Genomic DNA, 23276 nt, shown 5'->3' on the forward strand with positions numbered 1-23276 from the left:
CTTCGGACGGCGTGCGGGCACCGGAGAACACCACCTTCTCGAGATCTCTCGACCCTAAGCCGCCCGAGGCCGCGGGGGAGGGGGCCGACACGACATTTAGAGTTCCTGCCATGGTCACCGACGGCAGGATCTGGGTCCCGTACCCCCTGGAACAACTCGCCCCGCTCCCCGGCGAACTCGACGAAGCCGACGGCGCCGGCTCGATCGTCGACGTCTACGACGGCGTCGGCCCGGTACCCGACACCGTCGCCGATGTCGAGTTCTACGTCCTGCCCTACATGTTCGACCGCCCTCCGCTGGCCCTGATCGCGCAGATGCCCCGGCTCCGGGTGATCCAGACGTTGACCGCCGGCTACGAACACGTACTGCCCTACCTGCCGCCCGGCGTGTTGCTGTGCAACGGTCGCGGTATCCACGAGACGAGCACCGCCGAACTCGCGCTCGCCCTCACCCTCGCCGCATTGCGCGACATCCCGACGTTCGTGCGCGGCCAGGACGCGGGGGAGTGGCGGTCGGGGTTCTATCCCGCGCTGGCCGACAAGCGGGTGCTGATCGTCGGGTACGGGGCGATCGGCGAGGCGGTGGACCGCCGGCTCCAGGGCTTCGAGGTGGACGTGGTGCGGGTCGCCCGCAGCGCTCGCTCCGGCCCGCACGGACCGGTCCGCGCGATGGCCGACCTGCCCGGGCTGCTCCCGCACACCGATGTGGTGATCCTCACCGTCCCGCTCACCGCGGACACCCGCGGTCTCGTCGACGCCGACTTCCTGGCCCGGCTGCCCGACGGCGCACTCGTGGTCAACGTCGCGCGCGGCGCGGTCGTGGACACCGACGCGCTGCTCGGCGAACTGCGCACGGGTCGGGTCCGCGCGGCGCTGGACGTCACCGATCCCGAGCCGCTGCCGGCCGACCATCCGCTGCGCTTCGCCCCCGGTGTGTTGATCAGCCCGCACGTCGGTGGCAGCTCGTCCGCCTTCCTGCCGCGCGCCCTGCGGCTGATCCGCGAGCAGCTCGAACGTTGGTCCGAAGGGGTGACTCCGGCGAACATCGTGCGGGACTGAGCAACCGAAACCGTGCGATGGCGCTCTGCTCCAAGGCAGGGCCGACACCGGTACGGTGTGCCCGCGCACGCTGACCCGGACGGAGAGACATGGAAGACAGGGGGACGACGCCCGGCGCCGTTCACGAGCGGTTCGAGGCATCGCACACCGCCGACGCGGTCGGTGCGCCGACCGGGTCGACGGTCGTCGAACGGGCGGTGGTCGGTCCCCGAATGGGTGAACACGACCTCGGATTGCGCACAGTGGTCGAGCGGGCCCGCCGGCGGGTCGCTCCCGGTGCCCTGCCCTACCTGCTCGCCGCGTGCTTCTTCCTGATCTACACCACACACTCCCTACTCCGACATCGTCGGATGGAGACGCACGCCTATGACCTGGGTCTGTTCGAACAGGTGGTGAAGGCGTACTCGAACTTCGAGGCGCCGGTATCGGACCTTCGGGCGCCCGACTTCAACATGCTCGGCGAGCACTTCCACCCGATCCTGGCGCTACTCGGCCCGATCTACCGAATCTTCCCCGGCCCGAGCACCCTGCTGGTCGCCCAGGCGTTCCTGGTCGCCGCCTCGGTGGTGCCGATCACCCGGATCGCCGCACGCGCGTTCGGCACGCTCGGCGCCGCCGGGCTCGGCATCGCGTACGGGTTGTCCTGGGGCATCCAGTCGGCCATCTCGTTCGACTTCCACGAGATCGCGTTCGCGGTACCGCTGCTGGCCTTCGGCCTGGACCGTTTCCTGCTCGGCCGGCACCTACAGGCGCTGGCCTGGTGGCTGCCGCTGATCCTGGTCAAGGAGGACCTCGGGCTGACCCTGGCCGCCGCGGCGATTCCGCTGGTGCTGCTGCGCCGCTGGAAACTGGCCGCCGCGCACGTGCTGATCGGAGTCTCCGCGTTCGCGCTGGCGATCTTCGTCCTGCTGCCGGCGATCAACCCGAACGACACGTACGCGTTCTGGGGCAACCTCGACTCGTCCCAGCGCTCGGGCAACGCGGATGCCGGTACATCGCTGGGTCAGGTGCCGATCACCGAGCTGATCATCGAACTGCCCAAGTCGATGGTGTTGCCCAGCGCGAAGTGGATGACGCTGTTCACCCTGCTGCTGCCCACCGGGTTCATCGCGCTGCGCTCGCCGATCCTGGCGATGATCGTGCCCACCATGCTGTGGCGGTTCACCTCCAGCAATCAGTTCTACTGGGGCACCTACTTCCACTACAGCGCGGTGCTGATGCCGATCGTGTTCGCGGCCTTCGTGGACGGCGTGGTCCGGTTGCGCGCGTCGCGGGCGGACTGGTTGCGCCGGTACGCCGCCAAGGCCGCCATCGTTCCGCTCGCGGTGTCGCTGGCGTTCGCGCGCGACTTCCCGCTGATGGACCTGCTGCACAAGCGCACCTGGATGGTCCAGGACCGGGTGCACTCGGCGCACAGGGTGCTCGATCGGATTCCCGACGATGCGACGGTGTCGGCGACGATGAGCTTCTCGCCGCAACTGGTCGCGCGGGTACGACGGGTGACCGACTTCCCGACCATCCGGCCCGGCCCCGGTTACGCGGCGATCGAGGTGTGGGGCGACAACAAGGACTGGGCCCGATACTGGGTCGACCATCTGATCGGGCAGGGCTTCACCGAGGTCGCGCGCGAACCGGGTGCGGTCCTGCTCCAGCGCGACTGAACCCGGGCGCCCCGTTCCCTGGTCCGCGCACCGGGCGCCTTCGGCCGGGCCCGGAAACCGAGCGCCGGTCGCCCACTCCCGAGCGACCCCTCCGCGCCGCTCCCGGCTCGGCCGTCCGAGTTCCCGCCCCGCTGTGCCCGCTCCGCTGTGCCCGCCGCGACCGGATCGTGCCGCCGTCGCGGGGCGCCTTCGGCCCGGCGCGCCGAGTCTCCGGCGCGCCTTCGTCAGGCCCCGGCGGAGCTCCGGGACGCCCCCAGCCTTCCGCAGGACCGCCCGACGACCGCTGAAACTCCCAGATTTGCCCTGATCAGTGCCCCTTTTTCCGCCCGGTGTCGGGAGTTTGTCACAAATGCGCGGGAAGGGACTCCCATGCCGGCCATCATTAGTTACTCTGTGTTGAGGAAGACAAGCTCACAGTGACGGGTTGGTGTATCGTCCGAGTCGTGGGGCGTTGAGAGACGCGCACGGTCGGGTGTCGCACCCCCGTCGCGCCGGCGCCGACCGCCCCACCTCACGGCTGGGGTGTGAGGGCCGGTGCAGTGCCATGAAGCGTCGTGAAGGCGACTTCGGGCAGAGGGGAGTGCGAAATGCCGGGGGACCACTGCCGGAGTGGCCGAGCCATGACGACCCGGTGCGGCTGCTGATCTTGGCCGACACCCCTACCCAGCGGCAGCTGAAGTATCTGATCGCGCCGCTGTGTCTCGTATACGCGATCGGTGCGCTCCAGGGCTGGGGCAATCCGACGCTGTCGCTCGCGATGGGCGACTTCGGCCTGGCGGCCGCCGCGGCCGTCGCGGCGATCTCGTGCGCGCTCAAAGCCGTGCGCGAATCCGGGCGGGCCCGGCTGTCCTGGGCCCTGTTCGCCTTCTCGGCCACGATGGTCTCGCTCGGCAACGGGATCTGGGGCTGGTACGAGGTCGTCCTCGGCGTCCCGGTGCCCACGCCCGGACCCACCGACGTGATCTTCCTGCTGTTCGCGCCGCCCACCATCGTCGGCCTGGTCCTGGTGGCCCAGCGCCCGCGGGGCATCGCGGCATGGACCTGCATGGCGCTGGACGGCTGGCTGATCGCGGGCTCGCTGTTCACGCTCGGCTGGAGTCTCGCGCTGGCCCGCAACACCAACGGGGACCGCTCGGACGTCATCAAGATCGTGCTCACCCTCGCCTACCCGGTGCTCGACATCCTGATGATCAGCATGGTCCTCGGCTTGCGATTTCGGGCCGGTTCGGGAGATCGCGCGGCACTGAACCTGGCGCTGGTCGGCCTCGCGGTCACCGTGATGAGCGATGCGTTGTGGACCACACCCGGGTTGAACAGCGGATACCGCTCCGGCGGCCTGCTGGACGCGGGCTGGTTCGCGGGCAGTCTGCTGCTCGCCATCGCGCCGTGGACCGGCGAGCGGGTCGAGGCGCACGAGCGACCGCGGCATCGCACCATCTCGATGTTGTCCGCGCTCACCCCCTACATCGCCGCCGCCGTGTGTACCGCGGGCGTGCTCGGCGGCGCGGTGGCCGGGCACGCCCCGGACAAGGTGGTGCTCGGGGTCGGTGCGACCGTACTGGTCACACTGGTCCTGCGGCAGGGCATCACGCTCGTCGACAACGTCTTCATGGCCCAGGAACTGGCCGCCAAGGAAAGCCACTTCAGGTCCCTGGTGCAGGGCTCCAGCGATGTGATCATGATCGCGGCCGGCGACGGCGTGCTCCAGTACGTCAGCCACGCGGTGCGCCGGGTGTACGGCTTCGAGCCGGAGGAGTTGGTCGGCACCCGGCTGGAACTGCTCATCCATCCCGAGGAGAGCGCGCGTGTGCAGCGCGAACTACGCGCGTTCTTGGACGGCGCGGTGCCGGTGGGCGAGACGGACACCGCGATGGTGCGGGTGGAGTGCCGGATCCGCTCGGCCGGCGGCACCTGGCTGCACACCGAATCGGCGGTCAACCGCTACGGCGATGGGCTGATCTTCAACAGCCGCGACGTCACCGACCGGATCAAATTGCAGACCCAGCTGGAGTACGACGCGTTCCACGACCGGCTCACCGACCTGCCCAACCGGGCCCTGTTCGAGGACCGGATCCAGCACGCGCTGGCCCAGCGGCGCGGGGTCACCCCCACGGTCGCGGTGTTGTTCGTGGACCTGGACGGGTTCAAGGCGGTCAACGACAACTACGGGCACACCGCGGGCGACGAACTGCTCGTGCAGGCCGCGCGCCGGCTCGAACACGCGGTTCGGATCGGCGACACCGTGGCCCGCTTCGGCGGCGACGAGTTCGCCGCGCTCCTGGTCGGAGATCCCGGCCCGCGCGCGATTCGGGAGATCGCCGAGCGGCTGTTGTCCACACTGTCCGCGCCGTACCGGATCGCGGACGGCGAGGTGCGGGTCGCGGCCAGTATCGGCATCGCCTTCTCCGCACCCGGGATCGCTCCGACCGACCTGGTGCGGCACGCGGACGCCGCGATGTACCGGGCCAAGGACGGCGGCAAGGGCCGGGTCGAGGTCTACACCCCGGACATGGACGCGGACGTGGAGCGCCGCGCCGCCCGGGCCGCGGGCCGCCGCCGGATGGACCGGGACGGGCGATTGGCCGTTTCGTACCAACCGGTGGTGGACCTGGACACCGGCCGGGTGCGCGACGTGGAGGCGGCGCTGTGCCGGGTCGAGGACGGTGCCGTGCCCGGTCGGGCGGACCACGCGCGACTGACCGCGGCCGCCGAGGGCCGACTCTCGCCGGTGGGACGCAGGCTGCTGGAGGAGAGCGCGCTGGCCGCCGCGACCTGGCGCGCGGCCGGCCACGACATCGGTGTCACGGTCGGCCTGGCCGCGCGCCAACTCACCGGGCCGGGCTTTTTGGACGTGCTGGAGGAGACCCTGTGCGCCGCCGACCTGCCCGCCGGCGCACTCACCCTGGAGATCACCGACAACGTGCTGCCGGACGGCGACGAACTGCTGCTCGGCCGGATCGCGATGCTGCGCCGACTGGGTGTGCGGTTGTCCCTGGACGACTTCGGCACAGGGCACTCCTCGCTCACGTACCTGCGCCGGCTACCGGTGGACGCGCTCAAGATCGACCGCTCATTCGTGGCCGAGGTCGGCACGTGTCCACATCTGACCGTGCTCACCTCGACCATCGTCCGGCTCGGCCTGGATTCCGGGCTGACCCTGGTGGCGGCCGGCATCGACAGTCACGCGCAGGTCGACATACTCCGGGAGATGGGCTGTCAGCGCGGGCAGGGCAGCTGGTTCCATCCGGCGGTGTCCGGGGATGCGATCTTCGACGTGCTCGGCCAGACGCCGCTGGGCAACAGCGCGGTCCGCGGTCCGCGGCCCGAGCCGCTCCCGGAGGCCCGCTCGGCCCTGCCGCTCCAGGTGCCCAGGTCGCAGATGTGATGGTTCGCGCCCGGACGCAGGCCGGCCGAAACCATGACGTGCCGTCAGTCCTGGACAAATGATCCCGAATAATGAGACGCACGAAGAGTCGGCTTGACACGTACACGGGCGCGGAGGGAGAGTCGCGGGCATGCAGACCCGCATCCTCGTACTTGAGAAGCGCGTGAACTGACCACCGAGTCGGTTCGCGCGCCCCCCTCGCTTGCCTAACGGCACGGGGGGTTTTTTTGTTGCAGTCCGACGGGTCCGGGCCTCGCGCCCCACTCGATATGCCGACTTCAGATCGAGAAGAGACGAAAGCATGACCGATCAGGTGACAGGAGCCCAAGCGCTGATCCGCTCCCTGGAAGCCGCAGGGGTGGACACGGTCTTCGGCATTCCCGGGGGCGCGATTCTTCCCGCCTACGATCCGATGATGGACTCGACGAAGGTGCGCCACGTCCTCGTCCGGCACGAGCAGGGCGCGGGCCACGCGGCGGAGGGATACGCGCAGGCCACCGGCAAGGTCGGGGTGTGCATGGCCACTTCCGGCCCCGGCGCGACCAACCTGGTGACGCCGATCGCCGACGCACACATGGACTCGGTGCCGATCGTCGCGATCACCGGCCAGGTGGCCAGTGCCGCGATCGGCACCGACGCCTTCCAGGAGGCGGACATCTGCGGCATCACGATGCCGATCACCAAGCACAACTTCCTGGTCACCGACCCGGCCGAGATCGCGCCCACGATCGCCGCGGCGTTCCACATCGCCTCCACCGGCCGGCCCGGCCCGGTCCTGGTCGACATCTCCAAGGACGCACTCCAGGCGACCACCGAGTTCATCTGGAACGGCACCCCCGAGCTGCCCGGCTACCGCCCGGTCACCCGGCCGCACGCGAAGCAGATCCGCGAGGCCGCCCGGCTGCTCAGCGAGGCCAAGCGTCCGGTCCTGTACGTCGGCGGCGGGGTGCTCAAGGCGCACGCCTCGGCCGAGCTGAAGGTCCTCGCCGAGCTGACCGGCGCGCCGGTGGTCACCACGCTGATGGCGCTCGGCGCGTTCCCGGACAGTCACCCGCAACACCTGGGCATGCCGGGCATGCACGGCACGGTGGCCGCGGTCACCGCGCTGCAGAAGTCGGACCTGATCTTCGCGCTCGGCGCCCGTTTCGACGACCGGGTCACCGGCAGGCTGGACACGTTCGCGCCGCACGCCAAGATCGTGCACGCGGACATCGACCCCGCCGAGATTTCCAAGAACCGCACCGCGGACGTGCCGATCGTCGGCGACGCCCGCGAGGTGATCGCCGACCTGGTGGTCGCGGTCCAAGCCGAGCACGAGGCCGGCCGGTTCGGCGACTACCAGGAGTGGTGGACCGCGCTCAACCGCTGGCGCGACACGTACCCGCTGGGCTACGACGTGCCGGCGGACGGCTCGCTGTCGCCGCAACTGGTGATCGAGCGACTCGGCGCGATCTCGGGCCCGGACACGATCTTCGCCTCCGGCGTCGGCCAGCACCAGATGTGGGCCTCGCAGTTCATCCGCTACGAGAAGCCCTACACCTGGCTCAACTCCGGCGGCGCCGGGACGATGGGCTACTCGGTGCCGGCCGCGATGGGCGCCAAGGCCGGCATGCCGGACACCACGGTGTGGGCGATCGACGGCGACGGCTGCTTCCAGATGACCAATCAGGAACTGGTCACCTGCGCGGTCAACGACATCCCGATCAAGGTCGCCATCATCAACAACGGCACCCTGGGCATGGTCCGCCAGTGGCAGACGCTCTTCTACAACGAGCGCTACTCCAACACCGACCTGCAGAGCCGCCGGCTGCCGGACTTCGTCAAGCTCGCCGAGGCGATGGGCTGCGTCGGGCTGCGCTGCGAGAGCCCGGACCAGCTGGACGAGATCATCCACAAGGCGATGTCGATCAACGACGCGCCCGTGGTCATCGACTTCGTCGTGCACCAGGACGCGATGGTGTGGCCGATGGTCGCGGCGGGTTCCTCCAACGACGAGGTGATGGCCGCACGCGACGTGCGTCCCGACTTCGGCGACTCGGACGACTGACAGGCCGACAGGGCATCAGGAAGGCATAGGAGTCCAGCGATCATGTCCAAGCACACCCTCTCGGTCCTCGTCGAGAACAAGCCCGGTGTCCTCGCCCGGATCACCGCGCTGTTCTCGCGTCGGGGCTTCAACATCGACTCGCTCGCCGTCGGCACCACCGAGCATCCGGACATCTCGCGGATCACGATCGTGGTCAGCGTGGTCGAGGAACTGCCGTTGGAGCAGGTCACCAAGCAGCTGAATAAGCTGGTCAACGTGCTCAAGATCGTCGAACTCGACCCGCCCGCGTCGGTGCAGCGCCAGCTGCTGCTGGTCAAGGTGCGCGCCGATCACGAGACGCGGTCCCAGGTGGTGGAGATCGTCCAGCTCTTCCGCGCCAAGACGGTCGACGTCTCGCCGGAGGCGGTCACCGTCGAGGCCACCGGCGGTCCCGACAAGCTGGCCGCGATGCTGCGCATGTTGGAACCGTTCGGCATCAAGGAACTCGTCCAGTCCGGCGTCGTGGCCATCGGCCGCGGCGGCCGCTCGATCACCGACCGTTCACTGCGGTCGGTCGAGCGCTCGGCCTGACGGATATGTCAGGATTTCGATCCTGGCGGACCGTCACGGTCCACATTTCAAACCAGCGGCACGCGCCGCGCTCGTGATTTGCGAAGATGACGGGCGGGGCGTGGCCCCTGAAACACCCTGTCTTGAAGGAGAACCCCGAAGTGGCCGAGCTGTTCTACGACGACGACGCCGACCTGTCCATCATCCAGAACCGCAAGGTCGCGGTGCTCGGCTACGGCAGCCAGGGCCACGCCCACGCGCTGTCGCTGCGGGACTCCGGCGTCGACGTGCGGGTCGGTCTGCTGGAGGGCTCGAAGAGCCGCGCCAAGGCCGAGGAGGCCGGCCTGCGGGTCGTCACTCCCGCCGAGGCCGCCGCCGAGGCCAGCGTCATCATGATCCTCACCCCCGACCCGGTCCAGGCGAAGGTCTACGCCGAGGCGGTGGAGCCCAACCTGCAGGACGGCGACGCGCTGTTCTTCGGGCACGGCTTCAACATCCGGTTCGGCTTCATCAAGCCGCCGGCCAACGTCGACGTGTGCATGGTCGCGCCCAAGGGCCCGGGTCACCTGGTCCGCCGGCAGTACGAAGAGGGTCGCGGCGTGCCGTGCATCGTCGCGGTCGAGCAGGACGCGTCGGGCCAGGGCCTCGCGCTCGCCCTCTCCTACGCGAAGGGCATCGGCGGCACCCGCGCCGGCGTGATCAAGACCACCTTCAAGGAAGAGACCGAGACCGACCTGTTCGGTGAGCAGGCCGTGCTCTGCGGTGGCGCCTCGGCGCTGGTCAAGGCGGGTTTCGAGACCCTGGTCGAGGCCGGCTACCAGCCGGAGATCGCCTACTTCGAGTGCATGCACGAGCTCAAGCTCATCGTCGACCTCATGTACGAGGGCGGCCTGGAGAAGATGCGCTGGTCCATCTCGGAGACCGCCGAGTGGGGCGACTACATCACCGGCCCGCGGATCATCACGGCCGACACCAAGGCCGAGATGAAGAAGGTCCTCGCCGAGATCCAGGACGGCTCGTTCGCGGCCGCGTGGATGGCGGAGTACGAGGCGGGTCTGCCCAAGTACAAGGAGTACGTCAAGGCGGACTCCGAGCACAAGCTGGAGACCACCGGCAAGGAGCTCCGCAAGATGATGAGCTGGGTGACCAACGAGGCCTGATCCTCGACGAGTTGCCCGCTCCCACAGCGGTGTGAGTGCCCCGGACCGGATCGGTCCGGGGCACTTTCCGGATAGGGCCGGCGCCGTTCACGCGGGATTCACCACGCGTCGGTATCGATCGTCATCACAGGATCGCTTGACTCGGCGAACATGAGCGACTCCTCGCGGATCTACGCGATTCTCAACCCCGATATGCCCCGGAGCGTGATACCGCCCGGGAACGGCGGCGGCCCGATGGATCACACCAAGGTCGAGTCGCAGCAACTACGCACGTCGGCCGCGACGTTGACGACCATCGGCGGTGAGATCAACACCGAGCTGCCGGTGCCGGACGCGCTCGCCGTCAAGTCCGCCTTCGGCAGCTGGCAGTTGGTCGGTCCGCTGAACGAGGGCCGATGGAAGGATCAGACCGCTCGGCTGCGGCGCGATCTGTCCGAGATCTCCGACGGCCTGTACACGATGGCGGACAACTACGACCGGAACGAGCACGCGGTCACCACCTCCTTCACCGGCGGGAAGGTGATCTGACCATGGTCGGCTTCGCCCAGCTGCGCGACCTCAAGACCGAGGCCCTGCGCGAATCCGCCCAGGAGTTCTACGACTTCGCGTCCTGGCTGGATCGAAAACAGCAGTTGATCCGGGCCGATTCGCGCTCGCTGACGGTGACCGGACAGTGGGACGGCCCCGCCGCGCAGGCCACGCTGACCCGATACCGGGGCCTGGACGACGTGTTCGAGGGCGGCAAGACCGAGTACCGGGCGATCTGCGCGATCCTGCGCGATGCCGCCGACGACATCGGCGCCGCGAAGAAGAAGCTCACCGACGCGATCGCCGACGCGCAGGCGCACGAACTGGTGGTGCACGACGACGGCTCGCTGAGCTGGGGTCCGCTCAAGCCGCAGGGACACCAGCCGGATCCCGAGGACATCAAGGCGCACACCACCCGCATGCAGGGACTGTCCGAGGACTTTCAGCACAAGTTCAAGAGCGCCCTGGACGACGCGACCGACGCGGATGCCCGCGCCGCGTCCGCGCTCAAGGGCGACATCGGCGCGAGCGCGACCTCGTTCAACGCGAATGCGATCGGCGGCGGCGAACTGCCGGACTCGATCCGGGCGGCGGCCCTGGCCAAGCGGATCGACACGCTGAGCCCGGCCGAGCTGGAGGAACTGCGCAACCTGCTGCACGGGAACGAGAAGTCGTCGATCTTCGCCACCAACCTGATGAACACGCTCGGCCCCAACGGCCTGCTCGAACTCCAGGCGGGCGTGGTCAACCGGGGCCAGAAGTGGACCGGCCACGACGCCGACGGCGCCACCAAGGACGACCTGCGCGCGATCCAGGACGCACTGGGCACCAACCTGGCCACCGCGACGCAGCCCAAGGGCGAGCCGCACGTCACGCAGAGCTGGGTGGAGGGCCTCAAGGAGGCCGGCCGCAGCCGCACGTTCGTGCTCAACGACATGCCCAAGCACTACCTGTACGGCTACCAGTTGCTCGGCAACATGCTGCACCAGGGCGACTACGACAAGCAGTTCCTCGGTGACATCGGCAAGGACATGGTCGCCTTCGACCGGTCCAAGCCGGATCTGCACGAGGCGGTCCCGGTACTGCGCGAGCGCTTCCCGCTGATGGACGACGCACAGGGCCACGAAGGGCGCGGCTACGACGCGTTGGAGGGCCTGATGGACGCGCTCGGCCGCAACCCGAGCGCCGCCGAGACGGTGCTCGACCCCAGCGGCGGGAACCTGCACTACCTGCTCAAGGAGCGCGACTGGGGCCAGGACACCGGCGCGGGCTCGCCCGCCGACGCGTTCGGGAAGGCCTTCGAGGCGGCCACCACCGGGCATCCGGCCGGCGCCACGAGCGGCGGCCCGCACACCGAGGGCGGCGCCCGGATCATGGCCGAGGCGGTGCACATCATCGGCCAGGACGGCCCCGGCGGCCACTTCGAGGACTACCGGGACAGCTTCGGCAACGCGATGGCCTCCTACATGCCGGACATCCACAACGAGTTGCGCAACGAGCGCGCGGGTGGATCCGCGGGTCTCGACCCGCTGTTCCCGAACTCGGGGGAGGCCCGGGCCACTTTCCTCGGCGGCACCCCCGACCACGACCTGCTGCGCACGATGGCCGTCGTCGCCGAGGACCCCAAGGCGTTCAAGGCGATGTCCGACGCCGAGCACTCGTACATCGCGGTGGGCCTGGAACGCATCTCCAAGGGCGACCCGCCGGCCGGCCTGACCGCCGACCAGCACCTGGCCCAGTCGGCCCAGGTGGTCGGCGCGTTGGACGCGGTGCGTACCGAGGCGATCCGCAACCAACAGGTGCTCAGCGACAAGGAGTACAACGACCAGGTCGCCTGGAACGGCAAGATCGCCAACGCGGTGGTCGGCGGCGCGGTCAAGATGAGCCCGCTGCCCACCATGGTGTCCGAGCCGCTGTCCCGGATCGTCGCGCTGACCACCGACTACAGCGCGCAACAGGCCCGGGTGGACACCTCCGCGGCGGCCGACCGCACGATCGCCGATCAGCACCTGTGGGGGCGCGGATACATGCAGACCATCGCTGCGGACTGGGCCGGGCAGCACGGGCGTGAAGGCGAGATCCCGGGCTACGACCTGACGGTGGACAACAACTTCACCACCGGACAGCGAAAGGCGCAGGAGGCGATGGGGCACGAGTGAGGGCGGTGCCGCGTCGACGACTTCGGCTCGACCTTCACGGCTGTGACCGCGTGAGCGTGGTGGGGGTTGTGGGTGCGGTGCGGTGAGGCGGGGCGGCCCGAGTCGGGGGCGCTGACGCGCCGGGGGTGTGGTGTTTCGGGGGAGGCGGGTCGGGGGTGGTGAAGTAGCACGCCGGAGTCGGAAGGGCGGCGTTGCTCGGTCTCGGTGAGCCGCATCGGCCGCCGATTCGAGGCGGGCGCCGGGGCCGCCGAGCTTGGCTGCGGTTCGGCGCGTCAGCGTCCCCGACCCGGGCCGCCCCCGCGTCCTGCTCGCCCCCCGCCCCTGCTCCCCGGCCCCACGCTCCCGACTCGGGTCGTCCCCCGGTCGTGGTCGGGCGCAACCTTCGAGGGTCGGTGTGCGTGTGGACCGTACCGGACGTGTCGCACGGGCCGGCACGGGCGAGTGACGGGGGACGCGCGGCCATGGCGGATGAGGGGGCGCTCGGTGTTGCGTTCGGTGCGCTCGAACGTGATGTCGGTCGCGTTCTCGTCGGGCGTCCGGGTGGCGGCCGGGTTCCGATTCGGGAGTTGATCGATCGACGGCGACGGCGACGGCGACGGCGACGGGTCCTGGTCGGGGCCGGCCTCGCGTTCTTGTCGGCACTGTTTGCGGCCGATCGGTTGGCCGCTACACGGAACCGATCACCCGTTTGTGTGCGTGGGTGGAGGAGAGACGCCCAAGGCGGGTATTCCGTGACCCGAACCGACATCGGGTGTGCGTCTTCGGCCGGATAAGGTACCGGGTCACGGCAGGACGAACACGCCGCGACGGGACGCGGGGGAACGATGAGACGGGACACGGGCGGTCGCGCCGACTTCGACGTGTTCTACGCGGAGAGCCACGGTGCCCTCGTCGCACACCTGTACGCGCTGACCGGCGATCTCGGCGAGGCCCAGGAGGCCGCGCAGGAGACCTACATCCGGGCCTGGAAGGACTGGGACCGGATCAGCGACTACGAGAACCCGGTCGCCTGGATCCGCCTGGTCGGCCAGCGCATCGCGGTCAGCCGCTGGCGGCGCACCCGCACCGCGCTCAAGAGCTGGATCCGGCACGGCCCGGACGGCGACCTGCCCGCACCCGGACCCGAATCCGTCGCCCTGGTCACCGCGTTGCGGCAGATCCCCGAGGCGCAACGGCGCGCCGTGGTGATGCACCACATGGGCGGCCTGTCGGTCGCCGAGATCGCCGCGCACGAGGGGGCGCCCGAAGGGACCATCAAGGCCCGCCTGTCCCGGGGCCGCAGCGCGCTCGCCGGCCTGCTCGCGGACGGTTCGGAGGCGGTCCGGACCGGACGCGGCTAGGCTCCGGCGCGGTCGATGCGGGCTCGCCCCGGTAGCCGTGCGCCGAGAAACCCGAAGGAATTGGCCTTCCGGTTCACATGCCAGGGCCGCATCCGAGGCAGCATGCTTGAACGAGGCAGTGCTATCGCCGCACCGGACTTGCCGTTCCGGTCCGACATCGTGGAGCGTGAGACACATGAGGGGCAGAGGGGACTCGGGTCGGGAGACGACCGTGCCGGCTCGCGGTGGCTTCCCGGAACGAACGCTGCGGCAGGACGAATTGCGCGCCGAACGGCCACCGGCGGCGGACGACGACATCTTCGGCGACCTCTATCTCGACCTCGACTTCGAGGACGCGCCGACCCGCGAGCCCGCGGAGCGGATCGAACCGGTGCAGCGGCCCACCTACGCGCCGACGCCCGCGTCGACCACCTTCGACGACGAGTTCGCGGCCGAACCCGAGCCGGACTACGAGCCCGAGCCGGACCGGGCCCACGAGCCGGACGCCGACCACGCCGCCGACCGGGCGCACGCGCCGGCGCCCGAGGCGGATCCCGGCCCCGCGCCGAACGCGGCTGCCGCGGCACCCGAGGCCGCGTCGCGGTCGTTGTGGGACCAGGCCCCCCGGCCCACCGAGACCTTCGCCACCGGGCCGGACGCGGCCGATCGTGTGTCCGACCCGGTTCCGCACACGGTGACCCCGCGCGCCGTCCGCCCGGACGCCCGGACTCCGGCACCGCCGCCGCCGGTTCCCGGGCCGCCCACGGTCGCCGGCGGCTCCGCCGACACCACGCTCGCCGCCGGGCACGCGGTCCCGCCGCCACCGGCGGTCCCGCCGATGCCCACGTCGCCGCCGCCGGTGCCCGAGCCGCAGACCGAACTGCTGCCGGCCGCCGTGCCGATGTCCGAGCCGGTCGAGGACGCGGACGAGTTGGACGTACCCACCACCTCGCGCAGCGACAGTCTGCGCCGGGCCGAGACGGCCGAGGAGGACTCGGCCCGCAGCGGCCCCCCGCTGGGCGTCCAGGCGTCCGCGTGGTCGACCTCCTCGCACCCCGGCCGACGGCGCGCCGCCCGGCGCGAACGGCGCGGCCTGGGCCCGGAGCTGACCGCCCGGGACAACGACGACCGGTACGCCGCGACCGGCGAGGTGTTCATCGTCGCCGACGGCCTCGGCGGCCACCCCGCGGGTTGGTACGCGGCCGACGTGGCGGTGCGCACGCTGGTGGCCGAACTGGCCGCCGCCGACCTGTCCGCGGGCTGGAGCGACCGGCTCAGCGCCGCGATCGCGGTGGCCGACCTCGCGGTGCGCCGGCACGGCGTCGCGCAGTACGAGGGCATGCGCACCACCGTGGTGGCGGCCGTCCTGCAGCACGGCAGGCTGCATCTGGCCGGTTGCGGCGACAGCGTGTGCTGGCTGGTGCGCGGCGGGCGGGCGTTCCGGCTGACCGAACAGGGCAACGCCGCCGAGTTCGGCCGACCGTGGCTGCTCACCTCCACCCCGTTGGGCGGCTCGCAGGCCCCCGAACCCGAACTGCAACGGATCGAACTGCACCCGGGCGACCGTGTGGTCCTCGCCACGGACGGCGTCGGCCATCTGCCCGACGAGACGGTGGCCGACCTGGTGCACGGCGACCCCTTCCATGCGGCAACGACCCTGACGAGGACGGCTGTCGAGAGCGGTGACGACGACGCGACGGCGGTCGTGGTCGAATGCGACGCACTGCCCGTGCCCGAGGGACATCGCTCCGGCGCCGACCCCCGGGAACAACCGGAGGATGCGTCGGGTGCCCCCAAAGCCCTACGGTCGGACGGCGGAACGGCCTGGTGACGGTTCACCGGGCGAAGATGGGCGATGCCCCAGGGCGGGGCACGAGACCGGACGGATGGCGATGCTCGAACTGATCCTCACCGTGGCGACGTCGGACGACGCCGACCAGCAGGAGTCGGACCTGGCCCGGCCGCGCACGGTGAAGGTGCAAAGCGAGCCCGGCAAGAAGATCGCGATCGGCCGGGACCCGTCGCGATGCGGCCTGGTCACGCCGAAGGACTGGCGCTTCGTATCGCGCGTGCACTTGGAGTTCGTCTACTCCCTGGAGCGCGGCTGGAGCGTGGAGTGGCTCCAGGGCTCGCACCCGCGCCCGGTCGCGCTGGTACAGATCGATCGCGAGGGCGTGTCCGAACCGGTGCCCTACGGCGCCACGCTGCCGCTGGGCTCGCTGCGCCCGGGCCGGGTCGTGGTCACCGACCTGGCCCGACGTCGGCGAGTCCTGGTGGAGTGGCGGGTGTCGTTGCCGCAACGCCCGGGCGAGGAGCCCACCGAGCCGGACGTGGGGGTGCCCGAGACCCAGGACGTCGCGCCGTTCGTGCTGCAGAACCGCCTCTCCGAGACGGAGATGGAGGTGCTGGCCGCGCTGTCCTGCGACTGGGTGCACGGTCGCCCGGTCAAGCGCGCCAAGTCCACCAAGGAACTGTGCGAGCTGTTGCACCTGTCGGCGGCCACGGTCGAGCGGTACAAGACCAAGCTGCGCCGCGAGTTCTACAGCTCGGGCCTGTGCCCGGAGCTGAACGCCCTGCTCGGTCCGAACTACCTCGACACCGTGCGGCACGTACACGGAGGTTGGGACCTGATAGCGCAGACCGCGGTCACCCACGGCATAACGGGGCGCGGCCCCTGCCCGTGTGGTGCGGACGCGCCGCACGCGGGTACCAGGTGAGCGGTAGGACCGGGGAGGGGGCGAGGGGATCATGCTCGAACTGAACATGTCGTTCGTCGCGATCGAGGACGGCCGGGAGGCGGAGCGGGACCCGCTGCCCAGCCCCAAGAGCGTGCGTACGCCGGGTGTGGTGGGCACGCGGCTGTTCGTGGGCCGCGATCCCAGCGCGTGCCGACCGCTGCTGACACCGCACGACTGGCTGTTCGTATCGCGCAAGCACCTGGTGTTCGAGTACAGCGAGGACCGGGGCTGGACGGTGGAGTGGCCGCGCGGGCAGCGGGACACCCCGGTGGCGATCGTGCGGATCAAGCGCGGCGAGACCTCGCAGGACATGCCGTACGGCGCGATCCTGCCGCTGCCCGCGCGCACCAGCGGCAACATCCTGGTCAGCGATCTGGCCCGGCGGCGCAGCGTGGTGCTCGCGTGGCGGGCGATGCAGCCGATCCGGCCCAGCGCGGCCTCCTCGCTGGACGGGAACGCGCCGCCGACCGTGGACGTCGGACCGGAGGAACTGCGCAACAAGCTGCGTGGGGTCCGCCTGGAGGTGCTCGCGGCGATGTCCTGCGACTGGATCCACGGCCGCGCCACCAAGCGGCCCAGGACCACCGACGAGCTGTGCGAGATGCTCTACATGGCCAAGGCCACCGTCGAGCGCTGCAAGACCGAGCTGCGTCGCGACTTCTACAGCTCGGCACTTTGCCCGGAATTGAATCATCTGCTGGGGCCCGACTACCTGGACACGACCCCGCATGTCCACGGAGGCTGGGACCTGATCGCCCAGACGGCGGTCACCTGCGGCATTGTGGGACGCGAACCGTGCCCGTGTGCCCGTCGCGGTGGATCGATCGACTGACACGACGCGAATCGTCGGGGCCGCAGGGGTGCGGTCGGGGGCGCGGTATTCGACTGACGGCCAGGAGCGTGGGGGAGGAAACCGGTGCTCGATCTCAACATGGCGTCGATTTCGAGGGCGGACGACGCGGCGACGGTTGCCATGCTGATGGCAAGCGCGCCGAGTCGGCCGGGGGCGACGTTGGCGGTCGGTCGCGACGCGACCCGCTGTCATCTCGTGACACCGGCCGACTGGCTGTTCGTCTCCCGGGTGCACCTGGAATTCCAGTGCGACGACGACACGACGTGGTGGGTCACCTGGCGGCGCGGTTCGCAGGACGCGCCGGTGGCCGAGGTCCAAGTCGACGACGGCGAAGCGCGCACGCTGCCCTACGGGGGCACCGCGCCGCTGCCCAGTCCCGGTTCCGGCGAGGTGGTCATCCTCGACCTGAACGGGCAGCGCCGGGTCACCATCGGGTGGTTTCTGGCCACCGACTGACCCGGATCGATCCCGACCCGATCCACCCGTCGACCTGACGACGAGTCAGAAGCGATGCCTCGTGTGTCCGGAGTCCACACATCGGACATCTGTGAAGTCCTTCACAAGGGCGACGGTAGGATCGGCCTCGCGTCAGGCCACCCCGTCGTGCGTCTTCCACGCGGCCACCCGTCATCGCAGCACGCGAAGGAAAACCGTGAGCAAGCCCGTCGTTCTCATCGCCGAAGAGCTGTCCCCGGCCACCGTCGATGCCCTCGGACCCGATTTCGAGATCCGCCACTGCGATGGTGCGAACCGCGGTGAGCTGTTGTCCGCGATCGCCGACGTCGACGCCATCCTGATCCGCAGCGCGACCAAGGTGGACGCCGAGGCGATCGCCGCGGCGGGCCGCCTCAAGGTGGTCGCGCGCGCTGGGGTGGGGCTGGACAACGTCGACGTCCCCGCCGCCACCAAGGCCGGCGTCATGGTCGTCAACGCGCCGACCTCGAACATCGTCACCGCCGCCGAACTCGCCTGCGGCCTGCTCATCTCGGTCGCGCGCAACATCCCGCAGGGCAGCGCCGCGCTCAAGAACGGCGAGTGGAAGCGCAGCAAGTACACCGGTGTCGAGCTCTCCGAGAAGACCCTCGGTGTGGTCGGCCTGGGCCGGATCGGCGTCCTGGTCGCGCAGCGGATGTCCGCGTTCGGGATGAACATCGTGGCCTACGACCCCTACGTGCAGCCCGCCCGCGCCGCGCAGATGGGCGTGCGCCTGCTCACCCTGGACGAGGTGCTGGAGCAGTCCGACTTCATCACCGTGCACCTGCCGAAGACGCCGGAGACGCTGGGCCTGATCGGCGACGAGGCGCTGCGCAAGGTCAAGCCGACGGTGCGCATCGTCAACGCCGCGCGCGGCGGGATCGTCGACGAGGTCGCGCTCGCGTCCGCGCTCAAGGAGGGCCGGGTCGCCGGCGCCGGTCTGGACGTGTTCTCGAAGGAGCCGTGCACGGACAGCCCGCTGTTCGAGTTCGACAACGTCGTGGCCACGCCGCACCTGGGCGCGAGCACCGACGAGGCGCAGGAGAAGGCCGGCGTCGCGGTGGCCAGGTCGGTGCGGCTCGCGCTCGCCGGCGAACTGGTGCCGGACGCGGTCAACGTGCAGGGCGGCGTGATCGCCGAGGACGTACGTCCGGGCCTGCCGCTGGCCGAGAAGCTGGGTCGGATCTTCACCGCCCTCGCGGGCGGCGTCGCGGTTCGACTGGATGTCGAGGTACGCGGCGAGATCACCCAGCACGACGTCAAGGTACTCGAACTCGCGGCGCTCAAGGGCGTGTTCGCGGACGTCGTGGAGGAGTCGGTCTCCTACGTGAACGCTCCGCTGCTGGCCCAGGAGCGCGGCGTAGAGATCCGGCTGACCACGAGCTCGGAGAGCCCGGATCACCGAAACCTGGTCACCGTGCGCGGCACGCTTACCGACGGCGGCGAGATCTCGGTCTCCGGCACCCTCGCGGGGCCCAAGCACATCGAGAAGATCGTCGAGGTGGACGGCTTCGACGTGGACCTGGTGCTCACCGCGCACATGGTCTTCCTGCGCTACGCGGACAAGCCGGGCGTGGTCGGCGTGATCGGCCGCCACCTCGGCGAGGCGGGCGTCAACATCGCCGGCATGCAGGTGGCCCGCGCCGCCAAGGGCGGCGAGGCGCTGGTCGCCCTCACCGTCGACACGACGGTCGAGCCGCAAACCCTCAACGCCATCGCCGAGGAGATCGGCGCAGCGTTCGTGCGCTCGGTGAACCTGGACGACTGAGGGGAGGGGCGGGGGTGGCGAGTGGGGCGTAGCGAGTTCGCGCGGCCGGAGTCGTAGGCGCGGCGTTGCTGCTTGTTGGGCGACTTCGTCGCCGGCTCGCGAGGCACCGCTTTTTCTTTCCCCCGCTTCGCTCCGCCAAGAAAAAGCGGCCCCTCGCTCGTGACTTCGTGGCCCTGCGCTTCGCTCCGGGCCACGAAGTCAAAGTTTGCGGCTCCGCCGCTCTCCGCGCTTCGCGCGTCGATCACCGGGGGCGGCGTGGGTCGGGGGCGCTGACGCGCTCCTTGGGTGGGCGGTGTCGGGTCCGGGAGTCTTACGGTTTCCGGGCCTTTGCCGTGTCGCTTGGTCCCGTGACCCGACCTCTCGCCGCCGGCCTCGTCGGTCGCTTGGGTTGCCTGTGCCTCATCTCGTGCCTGCGTTGCCCAACTTTCCGCACGCCGCGTTGCCCGACATCCGTGCCGCGCTTGACGCCTCGGCCTCTGCTCCCTGCGGCTCGCCCGGCGCCCGGGGTCGTCGAGCTCCGCGCCGACCGACCTCCCGGGCTGCGTTGCCCGACATCCGCGCCGCTTCGCCCACCTGCCACATCGCCGGATCCTCGCGCCGCGCCGCCCGACCTCCTGGGTCGCGCCGCCCACCCCCGTGGCCCGCCCCGTCGCGTCTCCGCTTTCGATCCGCCGGTCTTCGTGGTGCTTCGAGTGCCTCTCGACACGTGTCGCCCCGGGATGGGTGTTGCGCCGGTTGGTGGGCTGCCGGTCTCAGATAGTAGGAACTCCGAGTAAATTGCAGACAGCGATGGGACCCGTCGCCTACCGTGAAAGAAGACGGCCCCTTCCGTACCCGGAAATCCCCGTACGGCAGGAAATATCCGCATGCCCACAAGGCCCCTGCACGTTGTCCGTCACACACCGTGTAGACACCCCGCCTTGTGAAGGAAGTGCAGTCATGGACGAAACCACGCGCCGCAACGCCGCCCGTGCCCTCCAGCGCGCCCTCGACCGTCGCGACAACGGCGGCCCCGCCGACGAGGACCGCTGACAGCCCCGATTCGCACCACTGCGTCCCACCATCCGGACTGCATATGATCAGTCCCTGGGACGGAAGGTAGGGTCCCTCGTATGTCTCGCAGCATTCGTCTCGCAGTGGTTCCCGGTGACGGCATCGGCCAGGAAGTGGTCGCGGAGGGTCTGAAGGTCCTCGGCGCCGTACTTCCTCCCGACGTCAAGGTCGAGACCACCGAGTACGACCTCGGTGCCCGTTTGTACCACCGCACCGGAGAGACGCTGCCCGACAGCGTGCTCGACGAGCTGCGCGGCCAGGACGCGATCCTGCTCGGCGCCATCGGCGACCCCAGCGTGCCCTCGGGAGTCCTGGAGCGCGGCCTGCTGCTCAAGCTCCGCTTCGCGTTCGACCATCACGTCAACCTGCGCCCGGCCAGGCTCGCGCCGGGCGTGGTCTCGCCGCTGGGCGCGGAAGCGAAGATCGACTTCGTGGTGGTTCGCGAGGGCACCGAAGGCCCGTACACCGGCAACGGCGGCACGCTGCGCACCGGCACCGAGCACGAGGTGGCCACCGAGGTCAGCGTCAACACCGCGTTCGGCATCGAGCGGGTCGTGCGGGACGCGTTCGCCCGGGCCCAGGCCCGGCCGCGCAAGAAGCTGACCCTGGTGCACAAGAACAACGTGCTGGTGTACGCGGGCCACCTGTGGACCCGGGTGTTCAACGCCGTCGCGGCCGAGTTCCCCGACGTCACCACCGACTACCTGCACGTGGACGCGGCGACCATCTTCATGGTCACCCAGCCCGAGCGCTTCGACGTGATCGTCACCGACAACCTGTTCGGCGACATCATCACCGACCTCGCCGCCGCCATCGCGGGCGGCATCGGCCTCGCGGCCAGCGGCAACATCAACCCGTCCCGCGAGTTCCCGTCCATGTTCGAGCCGGTGCACGGCTCGGCGCCGGACATCGCCGGCCAGGGCAAGGCCGACCCCACCGCCACCGTGCTCTCGGTCGCGATGCTCCTGGAGCACCTGGGCCTGACCGCCGAGGCCCGCCGGGTCGAGGCCGCGGTCTACGCCGACCTCGCCGAGCGCGGCACCCTCGGCACGCGCGGCACGTCGCAGATCGGCGACGCGCTCGCGGCCCGAGTAGCCGGCTGATTCGCCGGCACCATCACGTTCGTCGACCGGGACCGTCGACGCGTGCCCCCTGCCGGACCGGCGAATCGGTCGTTCGGCGGGTCAGGGGCCGCGCCTGTCGGGATCCCGGTCGACTGCGTTAACGTCTCACCGGGTGGAACGCGGGTGCGGTTCCCGGGAACACTTCCAGTACGTCCATGTACGGGAAGCCGGGTCCCAGCAGCACCCAGCCCCGCCATACTCCACGGTGAAGGACGAGAACCAGCCATGACGACTGCCGCCCCGCAGGAGCCCGCCCTCCAGGCTGCCCTGACGATCGACCTCAAGCCCACCGCACACCCGCTGAGCGATGCCGAGCGCGCCACGCGCCTGGAGAACCCGGGCTTCGGCCGCGTGTTCACCGAGCACATGGTCGGCATCAAGTGGAGTGCGGGACGCGGCTGGTACGACGCGCAGCTCACGCCCTACGCGTCGCTCGACATCGACCCCGCGAACATGACGCTGCACTACGCGCAGTCGATCTTCGAGGGTCTCAAGGCCTACCGCCGCCCCGACGGCAGCGTGGCCACCTTCCGGCCCTACGCGAACGCCGCCCGCTTCCAGAACTCGGCCCGCCGGCTCGCCATGCCGGAGCTGCCCCAGGACCTGTTCGTGGACGCGGTGGACGCGCTGATCCGCCAGGACGCCGCGTGGGTGCCCAGCGCGCCCGAGGAGAGCCTGTACATCCGGCCGTTCATGTTCGCCACCGAGGTCGGCCTCGGCGTGCGTCCCGCGAACGAGTTCCTCTTCCTGGTCATTGCGTCGCCGGCCGGCCCCTACTTCTCGGGCGGCGTGCGGCCGGTCTCGGTGTGGTTGTCCCAGGAGTACGTGCGCGCGGTGCCGGGCGGCACCGGTGAGGCCAAGTGCGCCGGCAACTACGCCGCCTCGCTGGTCGCCCAGGCCCAGGCCATCGAGCAGGGCTGCGACCAGGTGGTCTGGCTGGACGCGATCGAGCGCCGCTGGATCGAGGAGATGGGTGGCATGAACCTGTACTTCGTGTACGGGGAGGGCAAGGACGCGCGGATCGTCACGCCGCGCCTGACCGGCTCGCTGCTGCCCGGCATCACCCGCGACTCGCTGCTCCAGCTCGCCGCCGACCGGGGCTACGCCACCGAGGAGGCGCTGATCTCGGTCGACGACTGGCGCGAGGGCAACGCGAACGGCACCCTCACCGAGGTCTTCGCGTGCGGCACCGCCGCGGTGATCACCCCCGTCGGCTCGGTCAAGTCCAGCGCCGCGAACTGGACCGTCGGCTCCGGCGAGGCGGGCCCGATCACCACGGAGCTCCGCAAGGCCCTGGTCGACATCCAGACCGGCCGAGCGGAAGACGTGCACGGCTGGACGCACACGATCTGATGACCTCGCGGCCTCCGGCCGCTCTCCTCGCTTGCTCGTCGATCACT

Annotated in this window: 16 protein-coding genes; all 16 read left to right on the forward strand. The window is 70.3% G+C overall.

Features of this window, described 5'->3' with window-relative positions; genetic code table 11:
• Positions 1-110 precede the first annotated feature (110 nt).
• The 16 genes from ABZS54_RS15675 (at position 111) to ABZS54_RS15750 (ending at position 23229) form a co-directional block, all read left to right on the forward strand.
• On the forward strand, positions 111-1058 hold the full coding sequence (locus ABZS54_RS15675; RefSeq protein ID WP_355535096.1) for a 2-hydroxyacid dehydrogenase: 948 nt from the start codon (positions 111-113) through the stop codon (positions 1056-1058).
• Positions 1059-1147: 89 nt separating this feature from the next.
• Positions 1148-2719, forward strand: a complete 1572-nt coding sequence (locus ABZS54_RS15680) for a DUF2079 domain-containing protein (RefSeq protein ID WP_355535098.1) — start codon at positions 1148-1150, stop codon at positions 2717-2719.
• A 631-nt stretch (positions 2720-3350) separates the two neighbouring features.
• A complete protein-coding gene (locus ABZS54_RS15685; protein ID WP_355535100.1) occupies positions 3351-6104 on the forward strand; it encodes an EAL domain-containing protein in 2754 nt (917 codons plus the stop codon).
• Between the two features lie 202 nt (positions 6105-6306).
• Positions 6307-8151 (forward strand): acetolactate synthase large subunit, encoded by a 1845-nt coding sequence (locus ABZS54_RS15690; protein WP_355535102.1) that lies wholly within the window; start codon positions 6307-6309, stop codon positions 8149-8151.
• A 42-nt stretch (positions 8152-8193) separates the two neighbouring features.
• Positions 8194-8721 carry an acetolactate synthase small subunit gene (gene ilvN, locus ABZS54_RS15695; protein WP_020556335.1) on the forward strand — a complete coding sequence of 176 codons (528 nt, stop codon included), beginning with the start codon at positions 8194-8196 and terminating at the stop codon, positions 8719-8721.
• Between the two features lie 140 nt (positions 8722-8861).
• Positions 8862-9860, forward strand: a complete 999-nt coding sequence (ilvC, locus tag ABZS54_RS15700) for a ketol-acid reductoisomerase (protein ID WP_355535160.1) — start codon at positions 8862-8864, stop codon at positions 9858-9860.
• A gap of 150 nt (positions 9861-10010) precedes the next feature.
• On the forward strand, positions 10011-10388 hold the full coding sequence (locus ABZS54_RS15705; RefSeq protein ID WP_355535104.1) for a hypothetical protein: 378 nt from the start codon (positions 10011-10013) through the stop codon (positions 10386-10388).
• 2 nt (positions 10389-10390) lie between these two features.
• On the forward strand, positions 10391-12547 hold the full coding sequence (locus tag ABZS54_RS15710; RefSeq protein ID WP_355535106.1) for a DUF6571 family protein: 2157 nt from the start codon (positions 10391-10393) through the stop codon (positions 12545-12547).
• 824 nt (positions 12548-13371) lie between these two features.
• Positions 13372-13887, forward strand: a complete 516-nt coding sequence (locus tag ABZS54_RS15715) for a SigE family RNA polymerase sigma factor (RefSeq protein ID WP_020553310.1) — start codon at positions 13372-13374, stop codon at positions 13885-13887.
• A 175-nt stretch (positions 13888-14062) separates the two neighbouring features.
• On the forward strand, positions 14063-15697 hold the full coding sequence (locus ABZS54_RS15720; protein WP_355535107.1) for a PP2C family serine/threonine-protein phosphatase: 1635 nt from the start codon (positions 14063-14065) through the stop codon (positions 15695-15697).
• A 55-nt stretch (positions 15698-15752) separates the two neighbouring features.
• On the forward strand, positions 15753-16583 hold the full coding sequence (locus ABZS54_RS15725) for a hypothetical protein (RefSeq protein WP_020553308.1): 831 nt from the start codon (positions 15753-15755) through the stop codon (positions 16581-16583).
• A 31-nt stretch (positions 16584-16614) separates the two neighbouring features.
• Positions 16615-17436 carry a hypothetical protein gene (locus tag ABZS54_RS15730; RefSeq protein WP_355535109.1) on the forward strand — a complete coding sequence of 274 codons (822 nt, stop codon included), beginning with the start codon at positions 16615-16617 and terminating at the stop codon, positions 17434-17436.
• Positions 17437-17520: 84 nt separating this feature from the next.
• On the forward strand, positions 17521-17913 hold the full coding sequence (locus tag ABZS54_RS15735) for a hypothetical protein (protein ID WP_355535111.1): 393 nt from the start codon (positions 17521-17523) through the stop codon (positions 17911-17913).
• A gap of 196 nt (positions 17914-18109) precedes the next feature.
• Positions 18110-19699, forward strand: coding sequence for a phosphoglycerate dehydrogenase (serA, locus tag ABZS54_RS15740; RefSeq protein WP_355535113.1), 1590 nt, complete (start codon positions 18110-18112; stop codon positions 19697-19699).
• Between the two features lie 1112 nt (positions 19700-20811).
• On the forward strand, positions 20812-21855 hold the full coding sequence (locus ABZS54_RS15745; protein WP_355535115.1) for a 3-isopropylmalate dehydrogenase: 1044 nt from the start codon (positions 20812-20814) through the stop codon (positions 21853-21855).
• A gap of 246 nt (positions 21856-22101) precedes the next feature.
• Positions 22102-23229 carry a branched-chain amino acid aminotransferase gene (locus ABZS54_RS15750; RefSeq protein WP_355535117.1) on the forward strand — a complete coding sequence of 376 codons (1128 nt, stop codon included), beginning with the start codon at positions 22102-22104 and terminating at the stop codon, positions 23227-23229.
• The last annotated feature ends 47 nt before the right edge of the window (positions 23230-23276 follow it).

This window comes from Embleya sp. NPDC005575 (assembly GCF_040605455.1).
Taxonomy (GTDB): Bacteria; Actinomycetota; Actinomycetes; order Streptomycetales; family Streptomycetaceae; genus Embleya.

What these genes read in the sequence shown, in the direction of transcription:
- ABZS54_RS15680 (WP_355535098.1), top strand. Translation starts at nt 1,148, where the DNA reads ATGGAAGACAGGGGGACGACGCCCGGCGCCGTTCACGAGCGGTTCGAG.
- ABZS54_RS15710 (WP_355535106.1), top strand. Translation starts at nt 10,391, where the DNA reads ATGGTCGGCTTCGCCCAGCTGCGCGACCTCAAGACCGAGGCCCTGCGC.
- ABZS54_RS15730 (WP_355535109.1), top strand. Translation starts at nt 16,615, where the DNA reads ATGCTCGAACTGAACATGTCGTTCGTCGCGATCGAGGACGGCCGGGAG.
- ABZS54_RS15705 (WP_355535104.1), top strand. Translation starts at nt 10,011, where the DNA reads ATGAGCGACTCCTCGCGGATCTACGCGATTCTCAACCCCGATATGCCC.
- ABZS54_RS15725 (WP_020553308.1), top strand. Translation starts at nt 15,753, where the DNA reads ATGGCGATGCTCGAACTGATCCTCACCGTGGCGACGTCGGACGACGCC.
- ilvN (WP_020556335.1), top strand. Translation starts at nt 8,194, where the DNA reads ATGTCCAAGCACACCCTCTCGGTCCTCGTCGAGAACAAGCCCGGTGTC.
- ABZS54_RS15675 (WP_355535096.1), top strand. Translation starts at nt 111, where the DNA reads ATGGTCACCGACGGCAGGATCTGGGTCCCGTACCCCCTGGAACAACTC.
- ABZS54_RS15720 (WP_355535107.1), top strand. Translation starts at nt 14,063, where the DNA reads ATGAGGGGCAGAGGGGACTCGGGTCGGGAGACGACCGTGCCGGCTCGC.
- ABZS54_RS15715 (WP_020553310.1), top strand. Translation starts at nt 13,372, where the DNA reads ATGAGACGGGACACGGGCGGTCGCGCCGACTTCGACGTGTTCTACGCG.
- ABZS54_RS15750 (WP_355535117.1), top strand. Translation starts at nt 22,102, where the DNA reads ATGACGACTGCCGCCCCGCAGGAGCCCGCCCTCCAGGCTGCCCTGACG.
- ABZS54_RS15745 (WP_355535115.1), top strand. Translation starts at nt 20,812, where the DNA reads ATGTCTCGCAGCATTCGTCTCGCAGTGGTTCCCGGTGACGGCATCGGC.